The sequence below is a fragment of the uncultured Pontibacter sp. genome, assembly GCF_947495565.1.
Classification (GTDB): Bacteria; Bacteroidota; Bacteroidia; order Cytophagales; family Hymenobacteraceae; genus Pontibacter.
Genome location: NZ_CANLZM010000013.1, coordinates 1 through 26,457 on the forward strand (window position 1 = coordinate 1; position 26,457 = coordinate 26,457).

Consider the following 26,457-nt stretch of genomic DNA (forward strand, 5'->3'; position numbering starts at 1 on the left):
CATTGTTTATCTGTAAGCTTCATGACAGATAAACAAATACCCCCTAAGGAAGGTCCATATTTATGAGATAGCTTCTAGTTCTTATTGAGACCGAAAGAACAAAATCACCTAACCCTGCACAGGCTCCATATTCGGCTTTGCCTCATTCGCAGCCTGTACAAATCCGTTAGGCGTAACTAAAATTAATAAATTCGTTATTTTAAATTCAATGAGAAAGCCTTCCATTTTAGTTTTTCTACTTCTGTTTATACCGTTTTTAGAAGGCTTTTCACAAATTTCGGCTACTGAAATTGATTCTAAATGGAACAATCTTAAAATGGCCTTAACAAGGCGTTCTGACCATATTATAGAATTTTCAAATTATATCTCAAAATCAAATAAAGGGAATATAAAAGGTTTAAAAGAATCGAAAGAAATTAGTTCATCTTTAAGAAATGATCTCAACAATATAACTTCTATAGATAGCCTTATAATCAATAGATTAAAATCCAAAAATGACAGCTTAACTAATTCTTTCAAAATAGTTCTTAAGAAAATTAATATTGATCAGACCTTCCATAAGCCAAATAAAAGCCAAGAATTTTTAATGCGGTTAGAAGGTATTGATAATAGAATATACTTCGAGAAAAAAGAATTTAATAAAGCTTGCAGAGAAAATGGAAGAGTTGACTTATTGTTTGGCAACGATGACCATTCCAATATAGTTGAAGATATAAATAAAGAATAGCATCTGCCAATCGTGTAGACGGCCCCGCCAGCGTTAGGTAGCGGGGAGCGCCTCACACACCACTGTACGTACGGGTCTCGTATACAGCGGTTCGTTAAGTTGTGGAGCTACCTTCTTGTAGTAGTCGAGCATCGATTCATACCCCCTCCGGACAAGCCGTTTCACCGTTACCGTCGTTATCAGGATCGGGCTCTGAGCCACGGCCCAGCCTCCTTTCCTGGTTCTGCTCCAGGCATAGGCCTGCCACTTCGGGACGCCCAGCCGGATCAGGTTCTTCCTTTTCCGTTCCGGTCGCTTCCAGTCATGCCAGATGCAGTGCCTTAATCTGTTGCGAATCCAACTGTCAAGGTCTTTGAGCTTGCCCTGTATACTAGCCGTACGGAAGTAGTGGACCCAGCCTCGCTGCGCCTCTTTCAATTCCCGGACACGCTCGTCAAAAGCGCTTGGCGTGGTTTTGCGGGTGATAGCCTTCAGCTTCTGCTTCAGCCTTGCCAATGCCTTCTCTGTTACCACCAGCTGGTATTTGCCCTTGTCGCCTTTCCTGTAGGTGGGCACGAAGCCGTGGCCCAGTAACTGGAAGTCCACAGGCCGCCTGATCCCCGACTTCTCCCGATTTATCGGTAGCCTCAGCCTGTCCCGCAGGAACCGGAATACAGTGTTGCCTACTTTTCGGGCAGTATCTTCACTTTGGGTGTAGACACTGAAGTCGTCGGCATAGCGGACGTAGCGAAACCCCTGCCTTTCCAGTTCCCTGTCCAGCTCGTGGAGCAGGACGTTGGAGAGCAGCGGCGAGAGCGGGCTTCCCTGCGGCACGCCTTTCCTGCGCTTGACGAGTCTCCCCTTGATAAGAATGGGAGCCCGTAACCATTTGCGGATCAGGCGCAGGGTGAGCGGACACTTTACCTTCCGGTAGAGCAGTTGCAGCAGCAGGCAGTGGTCCACCTCATCGAAGAAGTTGGCAAGGTCGATGTCCACGATGTGCTGATAGCCCTCGTGGATGTGCCTGTGCGCCTGCTGCAGGGCCTGATGGGCATTGCGGTTAGGGCGGAAGCCGTAGCTGTGCTCGCTGAACTCCAGTTCAAAGAGCGGGCTTAGCACCTGGCTCGCCGCTTGTTGCAGCACCCGGTCGGTGACAGTGGGAACGCCTAAGAGGCGATTCTTGCCGTTGCTCTTGGGTATTTCTACCCCCAGGATGGGCTGTGGCAGGTACCTGCCGTTGCAGATGGCGGTGGCGATGGCGTCCCTGTATTGTTTCAGGTGCAAAGCCAGCTGCTCTACCCGCATACCGTCCACGCCGGCCGAACCTTTGTTGGCCAGCACATGCTGGTATGCCCGAAGCATGTTGCCGCGGTGGAGTACCTTCTCTATCATCTGTTACTACTACTAGTTGTAATCTCTTCTCCCGCTTAAGGCAGGGCTGGCTGTGCCTCCCTGCCGAATTGGGGAAAACGTAACGCTTGGTCCTTGAGTAGCCTGTGAGACCTCCGGGGCCTTCCCGGCTCGTTACTGCTACCTACTACGACCGCTGCTGACTTCTCCCCACATTCCCGACGTGCGGAGACCTCCCCAGGTAAGAGCATATTCCTTCCTCCGATTCCTGGTACATCTACATCTTAGCGCTTGTTGGTCAGGGGCTTTGCAAAGAGGTGCTTGCTTACCCGCGCTACTATGCCTCTTATGTACTTTCTGTCCGTCAGTACCGGATTTTGCAGTCCCGCTTTCTTCACTGCGCACCTCGCGATGCACCAGCCTGCGGCTTACTAACAGGCTTCACCAACTCGCCTGTAAGGGACTTTCACCCTCTGGAATAATTTGGTATCTTCGATACCAGATGCTCATACTGGGCGCACACAAGACCTAAACCACACCTGATGGCGTGCCTTAGCCAAGACGTCAGGGTTAATAGAAATGAACAATAAGCTAATCATACTGCTCTTGACCATGCTTTTAGTGGGCTGTGGGTCTAAAACTACTATTGAAGAAGCCACTGGTGAGCCAGAAGAAAGCGACAGTCAGTTTACAGCTTTTGAGTTAAGAAGTCGAAAGTACTGGCCTGTTTTTCTTGATGTCCAAAACTCATGGCTCCCATTGAATGACTCTGTTACAAACGATGTGAAAATAGTGCGGATAGAACCATATGTGGACCAAGAAAGCAAACCCTATAATGACCTGATGTATGTCTTTCCTCACAATCAGTTTGAGGCAATTATTTACCAGGATACTTTATATCTAAAGTTCTTCCAGAGGAGCAGTAGTATCGAGGGAGGAGTAAGAGTTAAAGTTGTAAACGATGAATTTAGCACTTCTCACTACTTAAAGAGCCTTGGTGGTGATGGCGTCATTATTACCAGACCAGGAGAGGCCATACAACCATACTCTGAGGTAGAGGAATATGTTGACACAACATTTGTTGCTAACAGGCAGGTGCTTCGCTTAAACAGAAAGTCATACGAGGTAGGAGACTCCATTTCTGGTGATATTATTTACGAGGGAAGAAGAAACTATGAATCAAAAAATCCAATGCAAGCCTCTATTTTGGCAAAGGGTAGCTTCAAGGGTACTGTAAAAGAAGGAAAACAATTTACCCTAACCACACCTAAATTTTAGCTACGCCGCCGTTTACACGAGTACCGTTAGCAAACTTTTATACATGAATAAATCTCTATCAATCTTGTTTTGCTTGTTAACCAGTTTGACTTTTACTGCTCATCCTGCATTTTCACAAGAAACATACTATTTCAAGCCTTGGAAAGGGAAACATCAGATTCCAGTTGAAAATATTGTTTTTGTTATTGATAATTTAGGAAACGAGGAGAGCTATCAAGCTTTTGAAACCATTACCGATGAGCTATGCAGTAACATAAGAACAAGCGGAATCCAATGTAATACAGTGCGTATAGAAGATTCTAAAATTGCTGTTAGGGGAAGTAGCAGCTTATTTTTATTAATGTCGTTAGAGAAGCCAGCCTATGTCTATTTAGGCGATAAAGAAAAAGAAATACCGCTTTGCAATAGGATTGCATTGAAGCAGGTTAATTTTTTAGCCCCTAAATTGAAGCATAATATTGAAACAGTTATTTCTATTTCGATAGATAAAAATGATGAAGCGATAAAGCCATTAGCAGAAGAACTGTCAAAAAAGATATTGCTACATTTTGCTGCAGTTAAAGACTAACATTTCTCTTCACAAAACGGTACAGGCTCTATATTCGGCTGCGCCTCACCCACAGCCTATACTAACCGTTGATCCAATTTAATTTATGAAAGTAGAAGTTCTTCAAGTAAATTGGTTTCTAGGGAAGGATCCACCTGAAGGTACGGTTACGGTAAAAACAAAGGACGGCTGCCCTATATCTGCTTTTGCTTATGGAGAAGATTTTACTGAAGGAGAAGCTGTAAGCGTAGAAATTTGTTCGATTAATGATGACCTTGCTTGGAATACTATATTTGGTGAGAACGAAAACCAAGAAAAAAATTAGTAAAGTCCATAAATGATTGGGAATATGAAGGATATGGGCAGATAAAGTCTATTGATCCTGTAATTATTGACTTTGGAGAGATTGAATTGGAAACAGGCAAATGGACATCTGATAAAAAAGTGGTTGGAGAATTTATCTACTGGAAAATTGATAGGCTTGATATAATTAGAATAGAGTAACTCGGTACAACACCATTACGGTAGCTACGCCACCACGAAGCCCAGCACGTTACCTTTTATAAAAATGATAGAAATAGAGAAGCTAAATAACGCTGACAAGAGCAAAATAAAGCTCGAAATGAGACAAGTGTTAGTTAACTATTTAGCTATCGGGATCATTGTGGCTATAGTAACTGCTGCCTTTGTAATCCTCATACAAATGCACGACAATCTGCCAATCGGAAAAGGAACTGCTAAAACTCTTTTGCTTTTAGCTGTAGTGTCTGGTTTTGCAGCCTATTTATACTTTGCTGTTAAAGACTTCCTGAAGGACTTAAATAGTGATTCAAAAAGAATATACTCTGGAGAGATAACAGATAAACCTACTAACACCAACTGGGGGCGGCATGGCAACCCTGCTGCTGACTCTAATTCACAACCAAAGCTTGTCGAACACTTTTTAGTTATATACAATCAAAAAATACGTGTAGCAGAAGAAGAGTATAACAAGTATGAAGTTGGAGACAGAGTAAGTCTATATTTTACAAGCGAGAGTAACATCTTGTTAGAGGTAAAAGAAGAATTACGTTCAGGTAAATAAGCACAGGCTTAACCTTCGCCTCTGCTTCAAAAGTAACTTTAACTAAGCAGACATTTCTTGTCCCCACGAGTCTAAGCTTCTAAGTATAGCTTCTAATGACTTTCCTTTTGGAGTCAGTTCATACTCCACTTTCGGAGGAACAACAGCATATATTTTTCTGGTAATAAGGTCATCTTTTTCTAGTTCACGCACTGTTTGCGTAAACATCTTATTAGAGATACCTGATATCATTTTTTGTAATACGCCAGAACGAAGAGGCCCATCTAGGAGGTGAAATAAAACGAGCGGCTTCCATTTGGTGCCAATAAGGTTCATTGTATAATCAAGAGGGCAATAATCTCTTTCCATTTTATACTTGTAAGTGTTTGATATAAAGCAATTAACTCTTTTAGGTACCTATCTTGCTTTTAAGTAACCTGTTGTTTTACAGGTAAATATGCTTTTAGTTGGTGCTATAAATAATCAGATAAATATGAATAAAGAAGAAACTTACCCAAAATCCTTTTCCCATATAGGAATCACGGTTCCGAATATTAAGGAAGCTGTAAAGTTTTACTCAGAAGTAATGGGTTGGTATTTCATCATGGAGCCTTCAGTTGTGAAAAAACAAAAGGAGACAGCTATTGGAATAATGTGTATCGACGTTTTTGGCGAAGAGTGGGAGGAATTTGAGATAGCACACATGGCCACATCCGATGGTATTGGCATCGAATTATTTTCTTTTCCTCACGGAATCAAGGAAGCTCCAGAATTCAATCCTTTTAACACTGGGCTGTTTCATTTCTGTGTTCAAGATCCAAATATTGAGAATTTAATTGAAAAGATCGTCGCAGCTGGAGGAAAACAAAGAATGCCCATAAGGGCATATTACCCAAATGAAAAGCCGTACAAAATGTGCTATGTAGAAGACCCTTTCGGGATTGTATTCGAAATTTATACCCATAGTTATGAGCTAACATATTCTTCTGGTGCTTATTCAAAATAAGCGCCAGAAGGTATTGAGGGGGTGAATGCAATTGCCTTTTTTATAAAATAGTTTATCAGGCAAATCAGGTTTAGCCGCAGGATATTGCCAATCTCTGGAATGCATAAGAGAACCTGAAACCTCCACTAACTTAATATTTTAGGAATTATACCTTGATAAGGAAAATCCGGTTTATAAAGAACATTATCCTTTATAAACCCCTCAACTGCGCTTCAATTTTTTTATTCCACTGGTCCTGCGCTACTTTGTTCAGGCCGTGCTGAGTTTCTACGTCGTATTGCTCCTGTAGCCGGTTCATTTCCCGGAAAGATTCTATGTAGTGATACTGAATGATGCTATTATAATCAGTCACAGACAGTATGTCAGGTGTTATTTTCTTCTTGAACCGCTCGGCTACCAGCTTTACCAGGTCAAAATGCTTTTGCTCGTGATTCAGGCTATAATCGTTGCGCGAATCTGACTTTACCCAGGAAGAACTTTGTAGCACGTATACTTTCATGTCGAGGTACAGGTGCAGTTCGCTGTTCACGACCTCACTACGGCCCTCGTAGGCAAAACCAGGAAAAACAGCCGCCGCGAACTTACTTGGTTTAGACGGGCTTCCAGTAAAATCTTCCCAGTTAAGAGGCCGAGTAGGAGAGTAAAAGACACTGTCAGGGGCTGAGGAAGCAGTATAATCCTTGAAAATTACATTTATACTTTTAGCCAGGCGCGGATTGGTGCTGGCGCTCTCCTCCATCCATTTGTTAAAATATACTAAAGCTCCGGTCAGTGATTGGCGAAGCGCCGGCTCCACGGCCTCTACCTGCGCAGCGGGCCTGTTGTAGCGTATGCCGCCTTTATACTCTGTTAAAGGTATAATTTCTCCCTCAGCCTGCAGTTCAAACTTCATAGCTGTAACAGCTTGCCCCTGCACTCGCCCATTTTCTGCAGGTGCTTCTTTTACCTCAAGCTCCTTCAAAGTGATAATGATGGGCCGGAGCTTTTTGTTAGCCGGCAACCCTTTTCCTATAAACTGCTGCACAGCTTGCAAAGCGCCGCCTTGTAAATCAACTGGCGTTGGTGCTGTTGCTAAGGGTTTACCTGCGGCGGGAGCAGGCATAATATGGGCAACGGCTTTTTTATCGGCACGCTCATCAAGCACGCCAGCCACATAAAATTCTTTGGGCGTAAAATTGAGCGGCTCCGATTTAAGGACAATAGGCGTTATGCCAGCATCAGGCGCAACAGCGGACAACATACTAACCAGCAGCAGCATAATAATGCCCCCAATGGCAAGTTGCTTGGCAAACCTTCTGCTTCGGTGGGCAGATCGGCTATTTTTATAAGAAAACATCATGGATACAGATTGCTAACGCAGCCACAAACTACACTATACAAAAGGCAGTGGCTGCGTGATGTAAAACACAGATCGCAACTGTAGAGTTCTGATTTCGGGTATTTCATTATTCAGGAGATTATACTTTGTCTTTCGTGGCGATGCCTTAAATTTGTGATAGCGGGGCAGCAAGTATAAACTGTTCCGTTTTAAAAAACACTTTTACCCGCTACACCACATTACCATGGCCCACACACCCGAAGGTATTTTAGAGCAGCTCAAGCAAAGGCAGTTTGCGCCTGTATACTTTTTGCAGGGCGAGGAGCCTTACTATATTGATACCATAGCCGATTATATTGAGGAGTATGCGCTGCAGGAGCACGAGAAGGGCTTTAACCAGGTGGTGCTGTACGGCAAGGATGTGGATGTGTCAACGGTGCTGCTGCAGGCCAAGCGTTTCCCGATGATGTCGGATAGGTCGGTGGTGATTGTGAAGGAGGCGCAAAGTATAGCAGATATCGAAAAGGAGGAGGGGATGAAGCAGCTGGAGGCTTACCTGCAGCATCCGCTTCCGTCTACCATACTTGTGTTCTGCTACAAGCACAAATCGCTTGATGGGCGTAAGTCTCTGGCTAAAGCGGTGAACAAGCATGCGGTGCTGCTCACCACCAAAAAGCTTTACGACAACCAGGTGCCCGCCTGGATAAACAGCTACCTGAAAAGCAAAGGCATGAAGGCAACCCAGCAGGCGGTGGTGTTGCTGAGCGAGTACATTGGCTCTGACCTCTCCAGGTTGGCCAACGAGATAGATAAGCTGCTGATCAACCTGAAACCCGGGGCAACCGTGGCTGAAGGACTGGTGCAGGAGAACGTAGGTATCAGCAAGGAATACAATGTGTTTGAGCTGCAGGCGGCCTTAATTGCGCGCGATGCCCTGAAGGCGAACCGCATCATCCTTTATTTTGAGGCCAACCCCAAAAACAATCCGCTCATACCTAACCTGACAATGCTTTTTACGTTTTTCACTCGGCTCCTGACGCTGCACGCGCAGGCTGATAAGTCAGAGGCTGGCCTGAGAAAGAGTTTGGGCAACCAGGGCTGGAAAGTGAAGGACTACATGCAGGCGATGCGCGTTTTCCCGCTGCAGCGCTGTGCCGATATCATCCATTTTATCCGGGTGGCTGACCTGCAGGTAAAAGGTATAACAGGAGGAGACATGAGCGACGCTGATATCTTGCGAGAGCTTGTGTTTAAGGTGCTGCACCCGGTGCCGCGCAGTTTGGCATCTTAGCCTTTATTTTTCCACAGGCACAATAATTTACCGCTTTGTCCTTTGTAAAAGAGGTTTTGGCAAACTTCAGCCAGAACTACCCAGAAAAACAGCAAAGGCGGCGGTGGCTTTCTAAAAATTACTAACTTTGAGTGAGGCGGTATGAGTGCCGGTAATTTCCCGGTAATTTATACTTCCTCCTTTTATTTGAATAAAACGACGTGCCCTTAGGGCGAACAGGGAAATATGAAGATAGCGTACAAAATAGCACTTGCATCGGTACTTACCGGGGGCTCCCATGTGGTGGTGGCGCAGCACACGCAAGCTTTTACCTCTGAGGAACGATACTTTCATGAAGGCGTAGAGCTTTTTGACCGCGCCAAGTATGGTGCGGCCCAAGAGGCCTTTAAGAAGTACATTGAGCTGATTGGCAACGACGCCAAAACTGCCGATGCGCAGTATTATTATGCGCTTAGCGGCCTGTACCTGCTGCACCCGGATGCTGAGCAGCTCGTGCTGAACTTTGCCCGCAAATACCCGACTCACCCTAAAACTGCACTGGCAAATTATGAGCTGGGCCTGTACTACTTCGAGCAGAAGGACTACAAGAAGGCGGTAGAGTTGCTGAAAGACGCGCCCACACACCTGTTAAGTATAAAACAGAACAAGGAGCTGGAGTTTAAGCTGGGTTATTCCTATTTCGCCACAAAGGATTTTGATAACGCTAAGATTTGGTTTGACAAGAACAAGACAACCGGATTCCGGGAGGATGACCACCGTTTTGCCTATGCCTCCAACTACTATGCAGGGTACATCTCTTACCGCAAAGGCGATTACGCCGCGGCCAAAGAAGATTTAAAAATAGCGGAGAAAAACGAAGCTTACGCGAAGATAGTGCCATACATGGTAACGGAGATTCTCTACAAAGAGAACGATGTTTTTGAAGTGATCCGTTACGGTGAGGCGGCATTGGCTAAAAAGCCGCAGGTGCAGCAAGCAGATGAGATTGCCTTATTGGTTGGGGATGCTTACTACCAGCGCGCTGAGTATAAGACTGCAGAGAAATACTTTAACCAGTTTGCTGATGGCAAACGCTCTCTGGAGCCGGTAGTGCAGTATAAAATCGCTTTTACAGATTATAAGAACAACAACTATAAAAACGCCATAGCTAACTTTAAACCTGTTGCGCTTAAAAAAGACTCGCTGGGCCAGAATGCAGCTTATTACCTGGGCCTTAGTTACCTGAAGGAGGATAACAAGCAGTTTGCGCTCACCGCTTTTGATCAGGCTAGGAAAAATGACCAGGACAAAGCCGTTACCGAAGCGGCCACACTTAAGTATGCGCAGGTAAATTTTGATGTGGGCAACTTTAGAGAAGTTATAAACTCTCTGTCTGATTTTACGGCTAAATACCCTAAGTCCGAAGAGGCTGAGGAGGCTGATCGTTTACTAAGTGAATCATACTTTGGCTCTAACGATTATGCCGCAGCTATCCGTCACATCGAAGCGATGGACAAGAAAAGCTGGCGAATTCTGCAGACTTACCAGCGCGTAACGTATTACCACGGTGTTAATCTGTTTAACGATAGCAAGTTTCCGCAAGCCGTAGCAATGCTCGATAAGTCGCTGCAGTACCCTTACGATAAGGAAGTTACCAGCGCCAGCCACTTTGTTAAAGGCGAGGCCTACTCTATAGGGCAGCGCTACAACGATGCTATTAACAGTTATGCCGCTGTGTTCCGTACCGCGCCTAACACAAAAGAAGACTATTACATTAAGTCCCGCTACGGCATTGGGTATGCATACTTTAACACAAAGGAGTATGATAAAGCCCTGACTCACTTTAAGGCTTATGTAGAAAATACGCAGCCAAGCAACCCTAATTATAACGATGCCACTGTTCGTCTGGCTGACACCTACTATGTAAACAAGAACTATAGCGAGGCACTGCGGCTTTACGAGCGCGTAATTTCTACCAGCTCTCCAGACCGTGACTATGCCATGTTCCAGAAAGGTGTGGTGCTGAGTATTCTGAATCAGAATCAAAAAGCGAAAGACGCCCTGCAGGAGCTGCTGAATAATTTCAAAACGTCCCGCTTCCGTGATGACGCCATGTACCAGTATGCAGTGATAGATTTTGAGTCAGGAAACTATGAGGCGGCTGTGCAAAGCTTCACCAGGTTAATTGACGGCATGTCTGATAGCAAGCTGGTGCCGAACGCATTGCAGAAACGAGGCCTTGCTTATTCCAACCTACGCCGCAACGATCTGGCCATTGCCGATCAGCAGCGTGTGCTGGACCAGTACCCTGAGTCAAAAGTGGCAAGCGGCGCACTTTACAGTCTGCAGGAGGTGCTTGGGCAGGAGAACCGCAGCAGCGAATTTGATAAGTATGTAGACCGATACAAGTCTGCAAACCCGGAAAGCGGTGCCCTGGAAAGTATAGAGTTTGAGGCTGCTAAGACCTTATACTTCAACCAAAAGTATAAAGAGGCTGCAGCCAAGCTGGAAAGCTACATCACGACTTACGCAAAAAGCAGCTTTGTGCCTGACGCGCGTTATTACCTGGCAGATTCATACTTGCGCAGCGATAACAAGCAAGCCGGCGTTAAAATTATGAAGCAGGTGGTAACTGAAAACCGCTCCGAGTTTGTGAACCGCGCCATTCAGCGTGTAGCTGATTTGGAGTTTGAAGCCCAGAACTACTCAGAAGCGATCAAATACTACAGTCGCCTGCGTGATTTGGCTACTAACCGCAAGGAGCAGCAAACAGCTTTACTGGGCCTGATGCAAAGCTATTACCGCACCAATGATTTTGCCGCTACTAAGCGTGTGGCCGGAGAGTTGATCAGCCAGGGAAATGCTTCGCTTAACGCCTATAATTCTGCGCTGTTGTTCAGGTCTAAGTCTACATTGGCGCAAGGCAATATGGCGCAGGCGCTGACAGAACTCCGTGAAACAGCTACTTCAGCAAGCGATGTGCATGGGGCAGAGGCACACTTTCTTATCTCCCAAACACTGTTTAAGCAGAAGAAAAACCAGGAAGCACTGGATCATGCCTTTGAATACAGTAATAAGTTCGGCAACTATGATTACTGGCTGGGTAAAACATTCCTCCTGATCTCTGACATTTATGCTGCCCAAAATGAGATGTTCCAGGCAAGAGCTACCCTTAACTCTATAATAGAAAACGCCCCTAACCAGGAGATTGTGGCAGAAGCGAAGCAGAATCTGGCAAAACTTGATGGAAAGCCGCAGCAGGCGCAACCGCAGAACCTGCAGCAGCAGCAAACACCTGTTCAAATGGATAGCACCATCATGGAGGAGCCGATTGATACCACAGGTGTACCGGTTGACTCAACAGGCCAGCAGAACTAATCAGGATTTTAGATTAAGAAGAGAAGCATCACCATGAAAAATAAATTAAGATTAGCATCACTTGCCATTGTGCTGAGCGTGGGGTACAGCTACCTGAACACAGCGCAGGCGCAAACTCAAGGCTGGTCTGAAGGCGGTAAGCTGGAAGATGCCGAGGTAGTGGTGGAGAAGAACCGTGTAATTGAGTTGCCACAAGCTGCGCGAAACTATGAGAAGTTCCGCATCAACCCGCCGGAGATTGCGGACCGGAATGTGCGCTACCGCTTCTCTGATTACCGCCTGCCATCGCAGGACGTGGATCTGCAGATGAAGGTGCTCACGATTAAGCAAGACGAGCTTACCAAACTTTACGGTAACTATCTGAAGGCTGGTTTAGGTAACTATGGTTCTGTTTATCTGAAAGGTTACTTTCATAACAAGCGTAGCAAGGATGCCAGCATCGGTGCTAATGTTAGCCATGTTTCATCCGCAAGAGGACCTGTAGATAAAAAGAACTCTGCTGTTTCACAGTCTGATATCGGAATTCACGGTGAGCGATACCTGCAGGGTTTAACCATTGGCGGTGATCTGAAGTATGGCCGCGAGAAACATTATTTTTATGGCTATGCTCCTTTAGTGGAAGAAGGTGTTGAAGTGGACCGCGACACAATCAAACAGGTGTTTAACCGTATTCATGCGCAGGGCTTCTTTCATAACCAGAATTCCAAGTCGCCGTTCCTGTACAGAACCAATGCTCGCTTCCGCTATATCAACGACGCGTATGAAATGAAGGAGAGCAACTTTGCCGTTGATTTCCGAAGCGAGTATGGTATAGATGATGTTTCAGCCTTTAAAGTAGATGCCGATCTTTCGGTACTTTCTCATAAAGACTCTGCCGATGTTAGCCGCGGGCTGTTTAAGCTGAACGCTGCCTATGAGCGCCAGTTTGAAGTGGTGCGCCTGACGCTTGGTGCCAAAGTGGCTTATACAAGAGATGAAGTAAACGATGCGCGCCAGGTAAACGTGTACCCGATGGTGCGTGTAGCACTAGAGCCAATAAAGGGTAACCTTTTGATATACGGTGGAATAGGAGGTGACCTTGAAAGAACTTCTTTATACGAGCTGACGCAGGAAAATCCATATTTGGCGCCAAACGTACAAGTGGCTGATGTTAACAAAGGTCTAGAGATTTACGGAGGCTTCCAGGCGAATGTAGCCAATTACGTGCATCTGAATGGCCGCGTAGCTTACCAGAACTTCCGAAATCTATACTTCTACAACAACTCTGAGGCAGATCCTTCTAAGTTTGAGCTGCTGTATGATGACGGCGTAACAAATGTATTTAATATTTTTGCGGAGGCTTCATTCAACTATTCAGATGAAGTTAGACTGGGCTTAAAGGCTGATTATAACAGCTATAATACAGCAAGCTTAGAGAAGCCCTTTCACCGTCCGGAGTTGATGGCGAGCGTTTATGGCACCTACAACTTCTACGACAAGATTCTCTTTAATTCAGAACTTTATTATATTGGGGGTTCATTTGGCGGAATCACACGTCCTGATGGTACTTTAGATTTACGAGAGACAGATTCTATCGTAGACCTAAACCTTAAGGCGGATTACAAGTTCACCAATAATTTTACGGTGTTCCTGATGGCCAATAACCTGTTTGGGAAAAAATACGAGCGTTTCGTAAATTACCCGAACAAAAGTATAAACCTAATAGGAGGCGTAACTTACTCATTCTAAAAACTGCGTATGGTTGAGAAGCACATAAAGTCACTGCTGTATGATCACGACTGTGTCATTATCCCTGAATTTGGAGGGTTAATCGCACGGTATGTGCCTGCCCGAATTAATCCGGTAAAGCACACGCTCTCACCGCCATCTAAAAAGATAGCTTTCAACGAGAAACTAGTGCTCAATGACGGCCTGCTGATAAGTACAATTGCCCACCACAGCAATGTTACCAAAGATGAGGCACAGCAGCGCGTGGCGGAGTTTGTGCACAAAGCCAAGTCTAACCTTCATCTGGAGAAGCGATTTGAGTTGATGGATATTGGTATTTTCAGGTATAATGCGGAGCGCCGCCTTGTGTTTGAACATACTGAGGCTGATAACATGCTGGAGGAGAGTTTTGGCCTTCCTGAGCTATCAGCCAGACCGGTGAAAGTTGAGGAGCCCGCTGTGCTTCGTACGCTTATAAAAGAACGGCAGCAGGAGCTTGTGGAGGAGAGGCAGCCGTTGCGCAGGCGCATTAAGCGTGTGTACAATATGGCGGCAGGCCTGGCATTAGCCGGGTTATCCGTATCTGCGTTTTATTTTCTGTCCTTGCAAGCGGATTATAATTTGAGCAGCCTAAACCCAATGTCTGTGTTTAGCTCAACAGGTTATTCAGCGCCTGCCACAGTAGAGCCAAGCCGCTATACCAGCGACTATGTGCCTTTTACCGAGGATGAGCGATTGGCTTACTATGCAAAGCTACTGCCAGAAGAGGTGCAGGCTGCGACTACTCAGGCAGATGATGAGTTTGAGCCAGCTGGTGCAAGTATAGCATCAGATGAGTTTGCTTACGGATTTGGAAATGAAGAGGTTATAGCAGAGTCGGTGGCACCAGTAGAAGCTGCAGAAGAAACTGCTCCGGCTCATATAATTTATACAAAGGATGGGCGTTCATACATCATCTCTGGTGGGTACGCCCGGCTGGAGAATGCTGAGCAAGGCCGTGAGGAACTAATGAAAGAAGGGCATGAGCAGATATTTATTCTGCTGCCACAGCCTGGGAGCAGATTATTCCGCGTAGCCCTGGCTGATTTCTCTACGGCAGAGGAGGCACAGGAAGCCTTGAACACTTACAGAAAGAATTTCGGAGAAACACTTTGGGTACTTAATAATTAACATGACATCACTCTTATTACAAATCACGACCTCGGCAGATGCCGATACTACTGCAGCACTGGCAGAGGGGACTGAAGCTGCTGCAGAAACTTCTGTCTCGCTTTTAGATTTGGCCATGAATGGCGGGTGGGCCATGATTCCGCTAGCGCTTCTTTCTTTGGCAGGTATTTACATTTTTGTGGAGCGTTACCTTACGCTTAAGAAAGCCGCCAAGAACCCGGAAGGTTTCAACGACCGCATCAAAAGTATGGTTTTGGCCGGAGATATTAACGGTGCTAAAATGCTCTGCGCTCAAGCCAACACACCGGTTTCACGCATGATCTCCAAAGGTATTACCCGCATCGGGCATCCGCTGAAGAACATCGAAACCTCTATTGAGAACCAAGGTAAAATTGAGATCAGCAAGCTGGAGAAAAACCTGGCAGCGTTAGCAACTATTGCCGGTGCCGCGCCAATGCTTGGTTTCCTGGGTACTGTAACCGGTATGATTGCCGCTTTCATCGCTATTGCACAGGCAGAAGGTTCTGTTAGCCCGAAATTGCTTTCAAGTGGTATTTACCAGGCCATGGTAACAACAGCAACTGGTTTGATTATCGGTTTGCCAGCTTATGTAGGCTACAACTACCTAGTTTCCAAAATCGACAGCATTGTGCACGCTATGGAGTACTCTTCTATTGAGTTCCTTGATCTTTTACAAGAACCACAGCTTTAATAATGAATTTTCGCTCAAAGAACAGGATAAACGCAGAGTTCAGCATGTCGTCTATGACTGACATCATCTTCCTGTTGCTGGTGTTTTTCATGCTGACTTCAAATTTCGTTACGCCGTCGGGGTTGCCGGTTAGCTTGCCTAGCAGTCAAACATCCGACATTGTGATGCAGAAGATCAGTGTGACGATTACAGACGACCTGAAGTATTACTTGAACGAGAAGCCGATAGCGCTGGATGAAATAGAGCCCCAGCTTGCTGCCTTGCTACAGCAGGGAACAGAGCAGGGAGCTGTAGTGTTACACGTAGATAAAAGCGTGCCAGTGGAGCACCTGGTAAAGGTAGCTGGTATAGCTAAAAACCTAAACGCAAGCGTTACACTAGCCACAGTGCCTACCGAATAATTACTTAATTATGTCAATTGCCCTCACCCAAGAAGAAGAGAAAAATAAACGCATTGCTGCCGGTGTAAGCATCGGGGTGCATGTGCTTATTGTTCTTTTGCTGATATACTTGCTGGCTTGGCGCGCTCCAGATCCACCTGCTGAGGAAATAGGCATCCAGCTCAACTTTGGTATGGACAATGTTGGAAGCGGCGATGTACAGACTGAGGCTACTCCGAACGAGTCTAAAAACGTAGAAGACAGTAAACCTGCACCTACACAGCCAGACCCTGAACCGGAGCCGCAACCACAGCCTACGCCTCAACCCACTCCTCCGGCACAACCAGTGGAAACTCCTAAAGTAACCACTACCACAGCACCTGAGCCTGTTTCTGTTAAAGAAGAGGTGAAGCCGGTGCCAAAGCCGCAGCCAAAGAAGGAGGAAGTTAAAAAGCCGGAGCCAAAACCAGAGCCTAAAAAAGAGGAAGTAGTGAAGAAGGAGCCTGAAAAGCCTAAATCACTTTATCCTGGAAAGCCTACAACAAGTACAGGTACGGGTAAAAATGGCTCGTCTGATGCTGCCACAGGTAACAACAATGGCGATGACACTGGCAAAGTAGGAGACAAAGGAGATCCGGCAGGAGACGTAAATGCCAAAGCCCTATACGGCAAAGCCGGAGGCGGTGGCGGTGGATCACTGAACCTGCCAGGTTGGCGATACGACATAGAGCCTAGGCGCGACCCTTATACAAATGAAACCGGTATTATCCGTTTCCGGATCAGAATTGATGCAGACGGTAATCTTGTTAATGTGGAGCGTGTAGAAAGCACCGTGTCGCCGCAGGTAGAGAAGTGGTATAGAGACCAGCTTTATAAAACCACCTTTAGCCGTACAGGTACAGGCGCTACTTCAGTCAGTTATACAGGAGAGGTTGTTTTCAGAATTACGGCCCGATAATTTTTTTTGATGACTTATCAAGAGTGTCTTGATTACCTATACCAGCAATTGCCGATGTTTCAACGCATCGGCAATGCTGCTTTTAAGAAGAGCCTCGATAATATAATAGCTCTTTGTGATGCGCTGGGGCAGCCTCAGCACCAGTTTAAAAGTATACATGTGGCCGGTACCAATGGCAAGGGCAGTAGCTCCCATATGCTGGCTGCCGTGCTGCAGGAGGCTGGTTATAAAACTGGTCTTTATACTTCACCGCACCTCAAATCATTTACAGAACGTATTCGCATAAATGGTCAGGAGCTACCGCAGGAGTACCTTGTTAGCTTTGTAGAGCAGCATCAGGAACTGTTTGCAAGTATAAAACCTTCGTTTTTCGAGATGACTGTAGCGCTTGCCTTTAAATACTTTGCTGAGGAAAAGGTGGATGTGGCAGTTATAGAAGTCGGGCTGGGCGGGCGTTTAGACTCTACCAATATCATTACCCCCGAGGTTTCGCTTATCACCAATATCAGCTTTGATCATCAGAGCATGTTAGGTGATACCATTGCCGCCATCGCGACGGAGAAAGCGGGAATTATTAAACCGCATGTTCCGGCAGTGATAAGTATGTTTCAGCTAGATGCGAAGGAAGTGTTCAAAGCCAAAGCTCGAGAAGTAGAGGCTCCTTTATACTTTGCTACGGATTATTTTAAAGTGGAGCAGACAGAGAGCAATCTGGAGCGGCAGGTGTTTCAGGTCTATCATAACAACAATTTATACTTGCCTAACCTGGAGGTTGACCTGACGGGTGTTTATCAGAAGTATAATTTACCGGGTGTGCTGCAAACATTAGCCATACTACAAGATAAGGGGTATGCTATTTCTGAAAATGCCATCCGAAAGGGTTTAGCACAAACTAAAAGTATAACTGGCCTGAAAGGGCGCTGGCAAGTGCTGCAGCAAAAACCACTTATTATTTGCGATACCGGGCATAACGAAGACGGAATACGCCAGATTCTGCTTGGGCTGGAACAGCTGCAGGCAAAGCAGGTGCACATGGTTTTTGGGGCTGTCAATGATAAGGATGTCACAAAGATTCTGGAGATGCTGCCTCGATCCTATACATATTATTTTTGCCAGGCAGATATTCCGCGTGCACTTCCGGTGCAGGAACTAGTGCTAAAGGCTGAGGCTGCTGGGTTAGAAGGTACAGCTTTTGGTACGGTGGCTGAAGCCGTGGCCGCAGCAAAGGCAAATGCGGCACAAGATGAGGTTATTTTTATCGGAGGTAGTACCTTTGTGGTTGCAGAAATTGAAGAACTATAGGAATGGGAAGATCTAAATTAGCGAAATTTGCCGCCATCGCGGAGCGTGAGAATGTAGTAGAACCAGGCGATGAGCTGTATGGTCAACTAGTGGGCCGTTGGGCTGAACTTCATTTTGAGAACAAAAACCCTATTGTGTTGGAGGTTGGCTGTGGCCGTGGTGAGTATACGGTAGGTATGGCACAGCTGTATCCGGAGAAAAACTTTATAGGCTCCGACATAAAAGGAGCACGCCTTTGGAAAGGGAGCACATTGGCAGAGGAGGGAAGCCTGACTAACGTAACGTTCCTCCGTACTTTCATTGAGAATATAACTGAGAATTTTGCCGAGGATGAGATAGATGAGATTTGGATTACTTTTCCGGACCCTCGCCCGCGCGACCGCGATATCAAGCGCCGCCTTACCTCTCCGCGATTCCTCGATTTGTATGAGCAGATCGTAAAGCCGGGCGGCATTATTCACCTAAAAACTGATAACGGCCCTCTGTATGAGTATACCTTAGAAGTGCTCCAGGAGCGGCAGGCAAAAAACTTGATCTATACTCCGGATTTGTATAACTCAGATTTACAAGAGCATACTATGGGGATTTACACAACGTATGAGAAGCGGTATTTAGCAGAAGGTGTTCCGATCAAGTACCTGCAGTATACTGTAAATTAGAAATGGAAGTATAAAAATGCCTTTACTCCAAACAGAAGAGCCTGCCGAGTTTAAATCGGCAGGCTCTTCTGTTTGGAGTAGATGGATGAAATGTTAATTCTCCTCTATTTCTTCAAAGATTTCGGCAAGTTCGTCAAAATCTTTCAGGCCGGGCTTAATCTCATGGCCACCCTGAAGACCGATACCTGTTGGCTTCAAGTTATTTAACACACTGTTTATGTTACCCTTATCTATCCCAAAGCCAATATAGGTTTTAAACTTTTTAGTGATAGCTTCCAAAAAGCGTGAATTTGTGTCATCAATAGTGGTAAAGTCATCTGAGAAAATGATAAACGAATGAACATAAGGGCTGTAAAGCTCCATCATTTCAAGCAGTTCGCTTTCTACCGTGTCTTTGTTGATGAATACTTTTTGAATAACAGGCTGGTTTATCTCTTCAATTTCATCAATCAGGTAGGGTACATCCAACTGAATATAATCCAGTTTATACTCCTGCGCCATCTCATTTATGATATCTGGCCTGGCACGGAGAAACTCGCCTGCAGTTTTCACACCGGCCACCCAACCCATAATTTCCTTCAGTGTTTCAGGCTGTAAACGCTCCGGGTCATCCAATTTTAAGTTAAAACCTATAACGTCTACACCCATTCCGGCGCAGTATCTGGCATCACTAAGATTGTTTATTCCGTTCACTATCACAGAGGTACGTAAGGACATGGTAATTTATACTTTAAGTTTTCAGTTCTGATTATACACAGGTTTCTATAGCCCAAAGTAAAAGCGATTTTCCTACACTGCCAACTTTTTTACTTTTTTCAGCAGGAATTAGGGCGGAAATGCACGAGCCGCGGCATTTATTAGAACCTGAATCTTTATAACTGTGTTGTTGTTGCTATATTTGTATCAGCTTACAAATATTTTAATTAGATATACACTTTTTATATAGATGAGTACAAAAGGAAGGGTATTAGTAGCTATGAGCGGGGGCATCGATAGTTCGGTGGCGGCCGTTATGCTGCACGAGCAAGGATACGAGGTAGTGGGGATGACCATGAAAACATGGGATTATGCTTCCAGCGGAGCAAGCAAGAAAGAAACCGGCTGTTGCTCACTCGACTCCATCAACGATGCCCGAAATATTGCTGTTCAATTAGGCTTTCCGCATTATATTATTGATATCCGTGATGAGTTCGGGGATTTTGTAATCAACCATTTTACTGATGAGTACTTGGCAGGCCGCACACCAAACCCGTGCGTGCTTTGCAACACGCATATTAAATGGGATGCCCTGCTTCGGCGTGCCGACCAGCTTGGCTGTGAATTTATAGCTACAGGCCATTATGCGAACCTGCGTCAGGAAAACGGACGTTATGTAATCTCAAAAGGATTAGACGAAAACAAGGATCAGTCGTATGCGCTTTGGGGAATCTCTCAGGAAAGTTTAAGCCGCACTATTTTTCCATTGGGCAACTTGCATAAAACGGAGATCAGGGAGATGGCCCGTGAGCGAGGATTTACAGAACTTGTAAACAAACCGGAGTCCTATGAAATCTGCTTTATTCCGGATAACGATTACCGTGGCTTCCTGAAGCGCCGTGTTGAGGGTTTGGAAGAACGTGTAGCAGGAGGCGAGTTTGTGCTGGAAGACGGTACTGTGGTAGGTACGCACGAAGGTTATCCTTTCTATACGATAGGGCAGCGCAAAGGCTTAGGTGTCGCTTTAGGTTTCCCGGCTTATGTCACACGCATAGAGAAAGATAACAACAGAGTTGTGCTTGGTAATTACGAGGAGCTTGCTAAAAACGCCATGACGGTTGGCAAGCTAAACATGTCTAAGTATGAAAACCTGATTGGGCAGCCTATCCCGACTGTTACTAAAGTGCGCTACAACGATGGCGGCACTGAGGCTATCGTAGAGCAGGAGGGTGATAAAATGAAAGTGCACTTCTTAAGTGGTGTACATGCCATAGCGCCTGGCCAAGCTGCTGTTTTTTACGAAGGTAATGATGTAGTAGGCGGAGGCTGGATAGAGTCAAACTATAACTCAGAGTATAACCTGAACGTGTTGCAATAATGAGAAGAGCCCTGTTGCTTTTGGTTGTTCTGGCTGGCTTAGTAGCGGCTTGCGAGGATAAGTATAAAGACCCTGACCCGAAAGCGATGGGCTATGATTATTATCCGTTGGAGGTGGGAGACTATCGTATATACAACGTGACGGATATCCGTTTCCAAAGCGACATTGGCGACACCAACCGCTTTCAGATGCGCGAACGTGTTGATACCACTTTCTACGATCAGACCAATACGCTTAATTACAAAATCATCCGTTCGGTAAGGGCTAATGAAAACCAGAACTGGCTCGACGACTCTGTAATGGTTGTCTCTAAGTCTGATGTTAATGTTGTTCTGACAAAGAACAATACCAGGTATGTTAAGATGGTCTTTCCTGTGAAAAACGGGTTCTCATGGCTAGGTGATGCATACAATGCTAACAAGGAGACAAGCTATGCGCCTGATCCGACCACAAACAGAAGAGCGGACTATTATCTTACTAAGGAGTCTTATACTTACCAAGAAGTCGGCCAGCCTATGACGCTCAACGGCACCACATTTGATAATACACTAACTGTAGTTCATGGCTCTCCAATTGAAACCTGGATTGGCTATGATGACAGAAAAGAGATTTACGCTGAAGGGGTTGGGATGGTGTATAGGTTATTCACAAGAATAGTCTATTGCAATGCGCAAGACCGCGAAGACTGTGAGTACGGTATTGGCTATAAGCTTCATGGCCACGAGCGGCATGAAGAACTAATCTCCTACGGAAAAGAATAAATTATGCGCCAGTTGCTCCTCTTTATCTGTCTGCTACTGCACCTGCCTGTTCTGGCGCAGAGTTCTGGCAACACAGACGAAGAGGAGCAGAAGCGTTTAATATACTTTTCAGATAAAAATAACTCCCCTTTCTCTCTCTCTGAGCCGCTAGCGTTCCTGTCACCTAAGGCATTGCAGCGCAGGCAGCGCCAAGATATTCCTCTTCTTAGCCGTGACCTTCCGGTAAACCCTGACTATGTTGCCAGCATCCAAAATGCGGGCGCTAAGGTTTGGTATACTTCACGGTGGTTTAATGCAGCGGTGGTGCAGTGCACCGAGGAACAGTTACAGGTTGTGGAATCGCTGCCCTTTGTCAGAAACACTCGTAGCCTTAATAGGTTGGCATCATCACCCGGAACACAACAGGGCTTTGGTTATGCTGCGGTCGATGAAGCCTCATTCAGCACTGCGTTGAGCAGCGAAGATTATGGTCCGGCTTTTCATCAGGCTGATATGCTGGGCGCTGATGAGCTGCATGCGGATGGTTATAATGGCGCAGAAATGACCATTGCCGTTTTTGATGCAGGCTTTCCAGGAGTTAATGATCTAGAGGCTTTTTCGCATCTGTTTACTAACAATCAGTTAAAAGGCTCTTTCGATTTTGTAGAGAAACAGGAGAATGTTTTCGGAGCCGATTCCCACGGCACATCCGTTTTATCTACTATGGCTGCTTATGCTCCCGGAAGTATAATCGGCACAGCCTATGGAGCCAATTACATACTGCTACGGACCGAAGATGCCGCTACAGAACATACTATTGAAGAAATAAACTGGCTTTTGGCTGCTGAGTACGCTGACAGTGCCGGAGCTGATGTGATTAATTCCTCTTTAGGCTACACTGTTTTCGATACGCCTTCCCAAAGCTATACTTACCAAGACCTGGACGGAAATACCTCCTTAGTTTCTAAAGCGGCTGATTATGCTGCAGCCACTGGAATGTTGGTTGTAGTGAGTGCCGGAAACAAAGGAAACAAAACATGGCGTTACATTTCCGCACCTGCCGACGGTGACTCGGTTTTAGCCGTAGGGGCTGTAGACTCCGTAGGTACTAAAGCAAGTTTCAGCTCATTTGGGCCTACACCAGATGGCCGTATAAAGCCTGATGTGGTGGCGCTTGGGCAGCGGGCATACTTCTTAACATCAAGCGGTAGGCTGGCACAGGGCAATGGTACTTCTTTTGCCGGGCCTATTGTCGCGGGGTTTGCAGCTAGCCTTTGGCAGGCTAATCCTTTTAAGACTAACTTAGAACTAATAGATTTATTACGCAGTAGCGGCAGTAAGGGCCAAAATCCAGATAACAGCATTGGTTACGGTGTTCCAAACTATAGCCGTACGATTACTGCTTTGCCACCTTTGCCCACGGCGGGAAGTCTCTACATAACCAATCCGGTCAAGCGCGACCCGATCATACTTTATATGGGGCAGGAGTGGCTGTTGCAGCAGGTAGAGGTGCAGGTGCTGGATGCCGCCGGCAAGCAGGTTTTTCGGCAAAACATCAGGCAGGCGCAGCAGGAGCAACCGCTTAAGCTTCTTCCTCAGAGCTTACGTAGTGGCTTATACTTGTGCCGTATTAGGTCTGGTAGTAAAGTTGCAACGCTAAGGTTTGTAAAGTTGTAGTTTAACTTGCTGTCAATAATTCATCATCTAGGATCATAAATATTAAATTACCTTTGCTGGTATGAGACCAATAGTTGCCCCATCCGTGTTAGCATCCGATTTCGCCAATTTGCAGGCGGAGGTAGAGATGCTGAATAAGAGCCAGGCCGACTGGCTGCATGTAGACATCATGGACGGCCGTTTTGTGCCTAACATTTCATTTGGTTTTCCGGTGATGGAGGCCATTAAGCGCTTTGCCCAGAAGCCGATGGATGTGCACCTAATGATTGTGGAGCCGGAGCGCTATATTGAGCAATTCAGGGAGGCCGGAGCCGATTCCATTTCAGTGCATTTGGAGGCATGTACGCACTTACACCGGACGGTGCAGCAGATTAAAGCATCGGGAGCCAAAGCTGGTATTGCTGTTAATCCTCATACTTCGGTGCAGCTTCTAGAGAACGTTATTGCTGATGTAGATTTAGTTTGCCTGATGTCCGTTAATCCGGGTTTTGGAGGGCAGAAGTTTATTGAGAACACTTACCGCAAAATAGAGGCGCTGAAGGACCTGATCATCCAGCGTAATTCTCAGGCTTTGATCGAGATTGATGGGGGAGTGAACCAATACAATGCGCCGCTGCTGCTGGAAAAAGGTGCCGATGTGCTTGTGGCGGGTAGCTCCGTGTTTTCTTCCGCAGATCCGTTGCAAACGATTGCCGATTTAAAATCAGTTAAGTAAATGCTGCGCTCCAAATGCTGAAATATCTTACGGTTTGGTTATGCATACTTTTGCCCTTAGTAGTTTCTGCACAACAAGCTAATATTATAGGAAAAGTGCTTAACCAGCAGCAGGAGCCGCTGGAGCTAGCCACAATAGGTTTAAAAGGGAGCACAGTCGGCACCAGAACGGATGCTTCCGGGAATTTCATACTTAACGTGCCTTCCCAAACTGAACTGGTGGTGCTGGTGCGTTACCTGGGCTACAAAGAGTTGGAACAGACGCTACTATTGAAGCCGGGCGAAAACCGAGTATTGCAGTTTATACTTGAGCCGGACCCTCAACAGCTGCAGACGGTGGATGTGCGCGGCAAAAATGATGATAGTCGGGAGCAGGTAAGCGTCACTACCCTGGATCCACGCGAGATCAGGAACCTGCCATCAGCCTTCGGTGATTTCAATAAAGTCTTAGTCACACTCCCTGGCGTTACGAGCAATAACGAGTTATCCAGCACCTACTCAGTGCGCGGCGGCAACTACGACGAAAACCTGGTTTACGTCAACAACATCGAGATCTACAGGCCGTTTCTGATAACGGCAGCACAGCAAGAGGGGCTATCTTTTATAAACCCGGACCTTGTAGCGGATATACAGTTTTCTTCCGGAGGGTGGCAGCCAAGGTACGGCGACAAACTGTCTTCGGTGCTGAACATCAATTATAAGCAACCTACAGGTTTTGCTGCTTCGGTCAGCGGAGGTTTAACTGGCGGAACCTTGCATTTGGAGTCTACCTCCAAAAATAAGAAGGTATCTTACTTGTTTGGAGTTCGGCACAAAAACGGGCAGTATGTTTTAAAGGGCCTCCAGACCGATGGCAAGTACAACCCGGTTTTCACAGATGCTCAGGCGTACGTGCACGTAGACCTGACTAAAGACACCTTACATGCCGGCCGCACAACACTTGGGCTGCTCACCAGTTATGCCAAAAACGATTTTCGGGTAAAGCCAGAATCCCAGGTGACTACCTTTGGCACGCGCAATACACCTTTGCGCCTTTTAATCGGCTTTGACGGGCAGGAGCAGATGGAATATGCCACCTATCAGGCAGGTATTAATTTAACCCACCATTTTAGCCAGTTCTATACTTCTGAGTTTATACTTTCGGGTGTGCATTCTCGGGAGCGGGAATTTCGGGATGTGGAAGCTGGCTATCGGCTCTGTGATGTGGGTACAAACGGCAATAATTTTGGGGAGTGCCAGCAGGAGCGAGGAGTTGGCAGTACGTTTAACCATGCCCGTAACACCCTGCTGGCGCGAATGCTGTCTGCTGAGTTGCGCAATACCTGGCGCGTAAGCCAGCGCAGCAATTTAAGATTTGGTGCCAAGATAGGCTCTGAGAACATTGAGGATCAGCTGCAGGAGTACATTTTTTCTGACTCTGCGGATTTTGTCACACAAAATTACTTTCTCCGTTCAAACCTCGGCTTAAACACCATGCGCTACAGTGGTTACCTGCAGCACACATATGAGCTCGATTCGTTAAAAACAATTACCTACGGAGTGCGGGCAACTTACTGGGATTATAACAGAGAACTAAATATTTCGCCAAGGGTTCAGTATGCATTTATCTCACCTAAAAACCCTGATCTGTCTTTTAAAGCCGCGTTAGGTTTATACTTTCAGCCGCCTTTTTACCGGGAGCTCCGTGATTTTAACGGCACGCTCAATCCTGACCTCAAGGCACAACGCGCCATACATGCCATTATAGGCAGCGACTATCTTTTTCAGGCTTGGGGCAGAGACTTTAAGCTAACCACTGAGGCATACTATAAATGGATGACAAACGTCATACCTTATGATCTGGACAACGTGCGCTTGCGTTACTATGCTAAAAACAATACTAAGGCATACGCTGCAGGGTTTGATGTACGTGTAAACGGTGAGTTTATACCTGGGGCGGAATCATGGCTAAGTTTAGGATTGCTTACTACCAAGGAGAATGTAGAAGGCGACTCCACCTCAGTTTTTAACGCGCAAGGTGAATTATTAGGTAAACAGGAGCAGGGCTATATCAGAAGGCCCACTGACCAGCTTCTGAATGTGGGCGTTTTCTTCCAGGACCACCTGCCGGATAACCCAACTGTCAGGATGTACCTCAACTTGGTTTATGGCAGCGGCCTACCGTTCGGCCCTCCGCAACAGCCTGAGTACCGCAATGCATTTGACGGCCGCTCCTACAAGCGCATCGACATCGGATTCTCTAAAGTGATAGTTGTAGAGAGCGATGTCGTAAAACGAAAAAAACTTGGCCTGGAGAGCCTTTGGATAGGCTTGGAAGTACTAAACCTGATTGACGCGAAGAACCGGGTTTCTTACAACTATGTAAGTGATGTGAACGGAGTAACCTACGCCGTGCCAAACTTTTTGACAGGCCGCCGTTTAAACCTTAGGCTTGTCGCAAAGTTTTAG

The 26,457-nt window shown here is 46.1% G+C and carries 24 protein-coding genes; 20 read left to right on the plus strand and 4 right to left on the minus strand.

Annotation, left to right across the window (positions count from 1 at the left end):
• The first annotated feature begins 208 nt into the window (after positions 1-208).
• Entirely contained in the window at positions 209-727 is a 519-nt protein-coding gene (locus Q1B04_RS15610; RefSeq protein WP_299760451.1) for a hypothetical protein, read from the plus strand.
• Between the two features lie 33 nt (positions 728-760).
• On the opposite strand, the gene ltrA is transcribed toward Q1B04_RS15610, so the two are convergent.
• Complete coding sequence (gene ltrA / locus Q1B04_RS15615) at positions 761-2,098, minus strand: group II intron reverse transcriptase/maturase (protein WP_299760453.1); 1,338 nt, start codon at positions 2,096-2,098, stop codon at positions 761-763.
• A 537-nt stretch (positions 2,099-2,635) separates the two neighbouring features.
• Here ltrA and Q1B04_RS15620 point away from each other — a divergent pair.
• From Q1B04_RS15620 to Q1B04_RS15635, 4 genes are all read left to right on the plus strand, one after another.
• Positions 2,636-3,334: a hypothetical protein gene (locus Q1B04_RS15620; protein ID WP_299760455.1), complete on the plus strand. Its 699-nt coding sequence runs from the start codon at positions 2,636-2,638 to the stop codon at positions 3,332-3,334.
• A 43-nt stretch (positions 3,335-3,377) separates the two neighbouring features.
• Positions 3,378-3,902, plus strand: coding sequence for a hypothetical protein (locus Q1B04_RS15625; RefSeq protein WP_299760457.1), 525 nt, complete (start codon positions 3,378-3,380; stop codon positions 3,900-3,902).
• A gap of 85 nt (positions 3,903-3,987) precedes the next feature.
• The gene (locus tag Q1B04_RS15630) at positions 3,988-4,206 is read left to right on the plus strand and encodes a hypothetical protein (RefSeq protein WP_299760459.1); all 219 of its coding nucleotides are present in this window, start codon (positions 3,988-3,990) and stop codon (positions 4,204-4,206) included.
• Positions 4,207-4,449: 243 nt separating this feature from the next.
• Positions 4,450-4,965, plus strand: coding sequence for a hypothetical protein (locus tag Q1B04_RS15635; RefSeq protein WP_299760461.1), 516 nt, complete (start codon positions 4,450-4,452; stop codon positions 4,963-4,965).
• A 42-nt stretch (positions 4,966-5,007) separates the two neighbouring features.
• Here the strand turns inward: Q1B04_RS15635 and Q1B04_RS15640 are convergent, their stop codons facing one another.
• Positions 5,008-5,313 carry a helix-turn-helix domain-containing protein gene (locus tag Q1B04_RS15640; protein WP_299760463.1) on the minus strand — a complete coding sequence of 102 codons (306 nt, stop codon included), beginning with the start codon at positions 5,311-5,313 and terminating at the stop codon, positions 5,008-5,010.
• A 124-nt stretch (positions 5,314-5,437) separates the two neighbouring features.
• On the opposite strand from Q1B04_RS15640, the gene Q1B04_RS15645 reads away from it, so the two are divergent.
• Positions 5,438-5,950, plus strand: coding sequence for a VOC family protein (locus Q1B04_RS15645; RefSeq protein WP_299760465.1), 513 nt, complete (start codon positions 5,438-5,440; stop codon positions 5,948-5,950).
• 190 nt (positions 5,951-6,140) lie between these two features.
• On the opposite strand, the gene Q1B04_RS15650 is transcribed toward Q1B04_RS15645, so the two are convergent.
• Positions 6,141-7,289 (minus strand): hypothetical protein, encoded by a 1,149-nt coding sequence (locus tag Q1B04_RS15650; protein WP_299760467.1) that lies wholly within the window; start codon positions 7,287-7,289, stop codon positions 6,141-6,143.
• Between the two features lie 223 nt (positions 7,290-7,512).
• Here Q1B04_RS15650 and holA point away from each other — a divergent pair, with 223 nt between their 5' ends.
• The 9 genes from holA (at position 7,513) to trmB (ending at position 18,804) form a co-directional block, all read left to right on the plus strand.
• The gene (gene holA / locus Q1B04_RS15655; protein WP_299760469.1) at positions 7,513-8,559 is read left to right on the plus strand and encodes a DNA polymerase III subunit delta; all 1,047 of its coding nucleotides are present in this window, start codon (positions 7,513-7,515) and stop codon (positions 8,557-8,559) included.
• A 225-nt stretch (positions 8,560-8,784) separates the two neighbouring features.
• On the plus strand, positions 8,785-11,916 hold the full coding sequence (locus Q1B04_RS15660) for a tetratricopeptide repeat protein (RefSeq protein ID WP_299760471.1): 3,132 nt from the start codon (positions 8,785-8,787) through the stop codon (positions 11,914-11,916).
• A 33-nt stretch (positions 11,917-11,949) separates the two neighbouring features.
• A complete protein-coding gene (locus Q1B04_RS15665; RefSeq protein ID WP_299760473.1) occupies positions 11,950-13,644 on the plus strand; it encodes a TonB-dependent receptor in 1,695 nt (564 codons plus the stop codon).
• Between the two features lie 9 nt (positions 13,645-13,653).
• The gene (locus Q1B04_RS15670; protein ID WP_299760474.1) at positions 13,654-14,793 is read left to right on the plus strand and encodes an SPOR domain-containing protein; all 1,140 of its coding nucleotides are present in this window, start codon (positions 13,654-13,656) and stop codon (positions 14,791-14,793) included.
• A gap of 1 nt (position 14,794) precedes the next feature.
• A complete protein-coding gene (locus Q1B04_RS15675) occupies positions 14,795-15,505 on the plus strand; it encodes a MotA/TolQ/ExbB proton channel family protein (RefSeq protein ID WP_299760476.1) in 711 nt (236 codons plus the stop codon).
• A gap of 2 nt (positions 15,506-15,507) precedes the next feature.
• Complete coding sequence (locus Q1B04_RS15680; RefSeq protein ID WP_299760478.1) at positions 15,508-15,906, plus strand: biopolymer transporter ExbD; 399 nt, start codon at positions 15,508-15,510, stop codon at positions 15,904-15,906.
• Positions 15,907-15,916: 10 nt separating this feature from the next.
• A complete protein-coding gene (locus tag Q1B04_RS15685) occupies positions 15,917-16,843 on the plus strand; it encodes a hypothetical protein (protein WP_299760480.1) in 927 nt (308 codons plus the stop codon).
• Between the two features lie 54 nt (positions 16,844-16,897).
• Positions 16,898-18,145: a folylpolyglutamate synthase/dihydrofolate synthase family protein gene (locus Q1B04_RS15690; protein ID WP_299760482.1), complete on the plus strand. Its 1,248-nt coding sequence runs from the start codon at positions 16,898-16,900 to the stop codon at positions 18,143-18,145.
• A 2-nt stretch (positions 18,146-18,147) separates the two neighbouring features.
• On the plus strand, positions 18,148-18,804 hold the full coding sequence (gene trmB / locus Q1B04_RS15695; RefSeq protein WP_299760485.1) for a tRNA (guanosine(46)-N7)-methyltransferase TrmB: 657 nt from the start codon (positions 18,148-18,150) through the stop codon (positions 18,802-18,804).
• A 93-nt stretch (positions 18,805-18,897) separates the two neighbouring features.
• Here the strand turns inward: trmB and Q1B04_RS15700 are convergent, their stop codons facing one another.
• On the minus strand, positions 18,898-19,521 hold the full coding sequence (locus tag Q1B04_RS15700; protein ID WP_299760487.1) for a hypothetical protein: 624 nt from the start codon (positions 19,519-19,521) through the stop codon (positions 18,898-18,900).
• 229 nt (positions 19,522-19,750) lie between these two features.
• Here Q1B04_RS15700 and mnmA point away from each other — a divergent pair, with 229 nt between their 5' ends.
• From mnmA to Q1B04_RS15725, 5 genes are all read left to right on the plus strand, one after another.
• Positions 19,751-20,878, plus strand: coding sequence for a tRNA 2-thiouridine(34) synthase MnmA (gene mnmA / locus Q1B04_RS15705; RefSeq protein ID WP_299760489.1), 1,128 nt, complete (start codon positions 19,751-19,753; stop codon positions 20,876-20,878).
• Entirely contained in the window at positions 20,878-21,639 is a 762-nt protein-coding gene (locus Q1B04_RS15710; RefSeq protein WP_299760491.1) for a hypothetical protein, read from the plus strand. Before mnmA ends, Q1B04_RS15710 begins: the two co-directional genes overlap by 1 nt.
• Before the next feature lie 3 nt (positions 21,640-21,642).
• Positions 21,643-23,295 (plus strand): S8 family serine peptidase, encoded by a 1,653-nt coding sequence (locus tag Q1B04_RS15715; RefSeq protein ID WP_299760493.1) that lies wholly within the window; start codon positions 21,643-21,645, stop codon positions 23,293-23,295.
• A 61-nt stretch (positions 23,296-23,356) separates the two neighbouring features.
• Positions 23,357-24,010, plus strand: a complete 654-nt coding sequence (gene rpe, locus Q1B04_RS15720; RefSeq protein ID WP_299760495.1) for a ribulose-phosphate 3-epimerase — start codon at positions 23,357-23,359, stop codon at positions 24,008-24,010.
• A gap of 50 nt (positions 24,011-24,060) precedes the next feature.
• A complete protein-coding gene (locus Q1B04_RS15725; RefSeq protein ID WP_299760498.1) occupies positions 24,061-26,457 on the plus strand; it encodes a carboxypeptidase-like regulatory domain-containing protein in 2,397 nt (798 codons plus the stop codon).

Excerpts from the sequence above, each read along its gene's own strand:
- Q1B04_RS15610 (WP_299760451.1), top strand. The coding sequence starts at position 209 with ATGAGAAAGCCTTCCATTTTAGTTTTTCTACTTCTGTTTATACCGTTT.
- ltrA (WP_299760453.1), bottom strand. The coding sequence starts at position 2,098 with ATGATAGAGAAGGTACTCCACCGCGGCAACATGCTTCGGGCATACCAG.
- Q1B04_RS15620 (WP_299760455.1), top strand. The coding sequence starts at position 2,636 with ATGAACAATAAGCTAATCATACTGCTCTTGACCATGCTTTTAGTGGGC.
- Q1B04_RS15625 (WP_299760457.1), top strand. The coding sequence starts at position 3,378 with ATGAATAAATCTCTATCAATCTTGTTTTGCTTGTTAACCAGTTTGACT.
- Q1B04_RS15630 (WP_299760459.1), top strand. The coding sequence starts at position 3,988 with ATGAAAGTAGAAGTTCTTCAAGTAAATTGGTTTCTAGGGAAGGATCCA.
- Q1B04_RS15635 (WP_299760461.1), top strand. The coding sequence starts at position 4,450 with ATGATAGAAATAGAGAAGCTAAATAACGCTGACAAGAGCAAAATAAAG.
- Q1B04_RS15640 (WP_299760463.1), bottom strand. The coding sequence starts at position 5,313 with ATGGAAAGAGATTATTGCCCTCTTGATTATACAATGAACCTTATTGGC.
- Q1B04_RS15645 (WP_299760465.1), top strand. The coding sequence starts at position 5,438 with ATGAATAAAGAAGAAACTTACCCAAAATCCTTTTCCCATATAGGAATC.
- Q1B04_RS15650 (WP_299760467.1), bottom strand. The coding sequence starts at position 7,289 with ATGATGTTTTCTTATAAAAATAGCCGATCTGCCCACCGAAGCAGAAGG.
- holA (WP_299760469.1), top strand. The coding sequence starts at position 7,513 with ATGGCCCACACACCCGAAGGTATTTTAGAGCAGCTCAAGCAAAGGCAG.
- Q1B04_RS15660 (WP_299760471.1), top strand. The coding sequence starts at position 8,785 with ATGAAGATAGCGTACAAAATAGCACTTGCATCGGTACTTACCGGGGGC.
- Q1B04_RS15665 (WP_299760473.1), top strand. The coding sequence starts at position 11,950 with ATGAAAAATAAATTAAGATTAGCATCACTTGCCATTGTGCTGAGCGTG.
- Q1B04_RS15670 (WP_299760474.1), top strand. The coding sequence starts at position 13,654 with ATGGTTGAGAAGCACATAAAGTCACTGCTGTATGATCACGACTGTGTC.
- Q1B04_RS15675 (WP_299760476.1), top strand. The coding sequence starts at position 14,795 with ATGACATCACTCTTATTACAAATCACGACCTCGGCAGATGCCGATACT.
- Q1B04_RS15680 (WP_299760478.1), top strand. The coding sequence starts at position 15,508 with ATGAATTTTCGCTCAAAGAACAGGATAAACGCAGAGTTCAGCATGTCG.
- Q1B04_RS15685 (WP_299760480.1), top strand. The coding sequence starts at position 15,917 with ATGTCAATTGCCCTCACCCAAGAAGAAGAGAAAAATAAACGCATTGCT.
- Q1B04_RS15690 (WP_299760482.1), top strand. The coding sequence starts at position 16,898 with ATGTTTCAACGCATCGGCAATGCTGCTTTTAAGAAGAGCCTCGATAAT.
- trmB (WP_299760485.1), top strand. The coding sequence starts at position 18,148 with ATGGGAAGATCTAAATTAGCGAAATTTGCCGCCATCGCGGAGCGTGAG.
- Q1B04_RS15700 (WP_299760487.1), bottom strand. The coding sequence starts at position 19,521 with ATGTCCTTACGTACCTCTGTGATAGTGAACGGAATAAACAATCTTAGT.
- mnmA (WP_299760489.1), top strand. The coding sequence starts at position 19,751 with ATGAGTACAAAAGGAAGGGTATTAGTAGCTATGAGCGGGGGCATCGAT.
- Q1B04_RS15710 (WP_299760491.1), top strand. The coding sequence starts at position 20,878 with ATGAGAAGAGCCCTGTTGCTTTTGGTTGTTCTGGCTGGCTTAGTAGCG.
- Q1B04_RS15715 (WP_299760493.1), top strand. The coding sequence starts at position 21,643 with ATGCGCCAGTTGCTCCTCTTTATCTGTCTGCTACTGCACCTGCCTGTT.
- rpe (WP_299760495.1), top strand. The coding sequence starts at position 23,357 with ATGAGACCAATAGTTGCCCCATCCGTGTTAGCATCCGATTTCGCCAAT.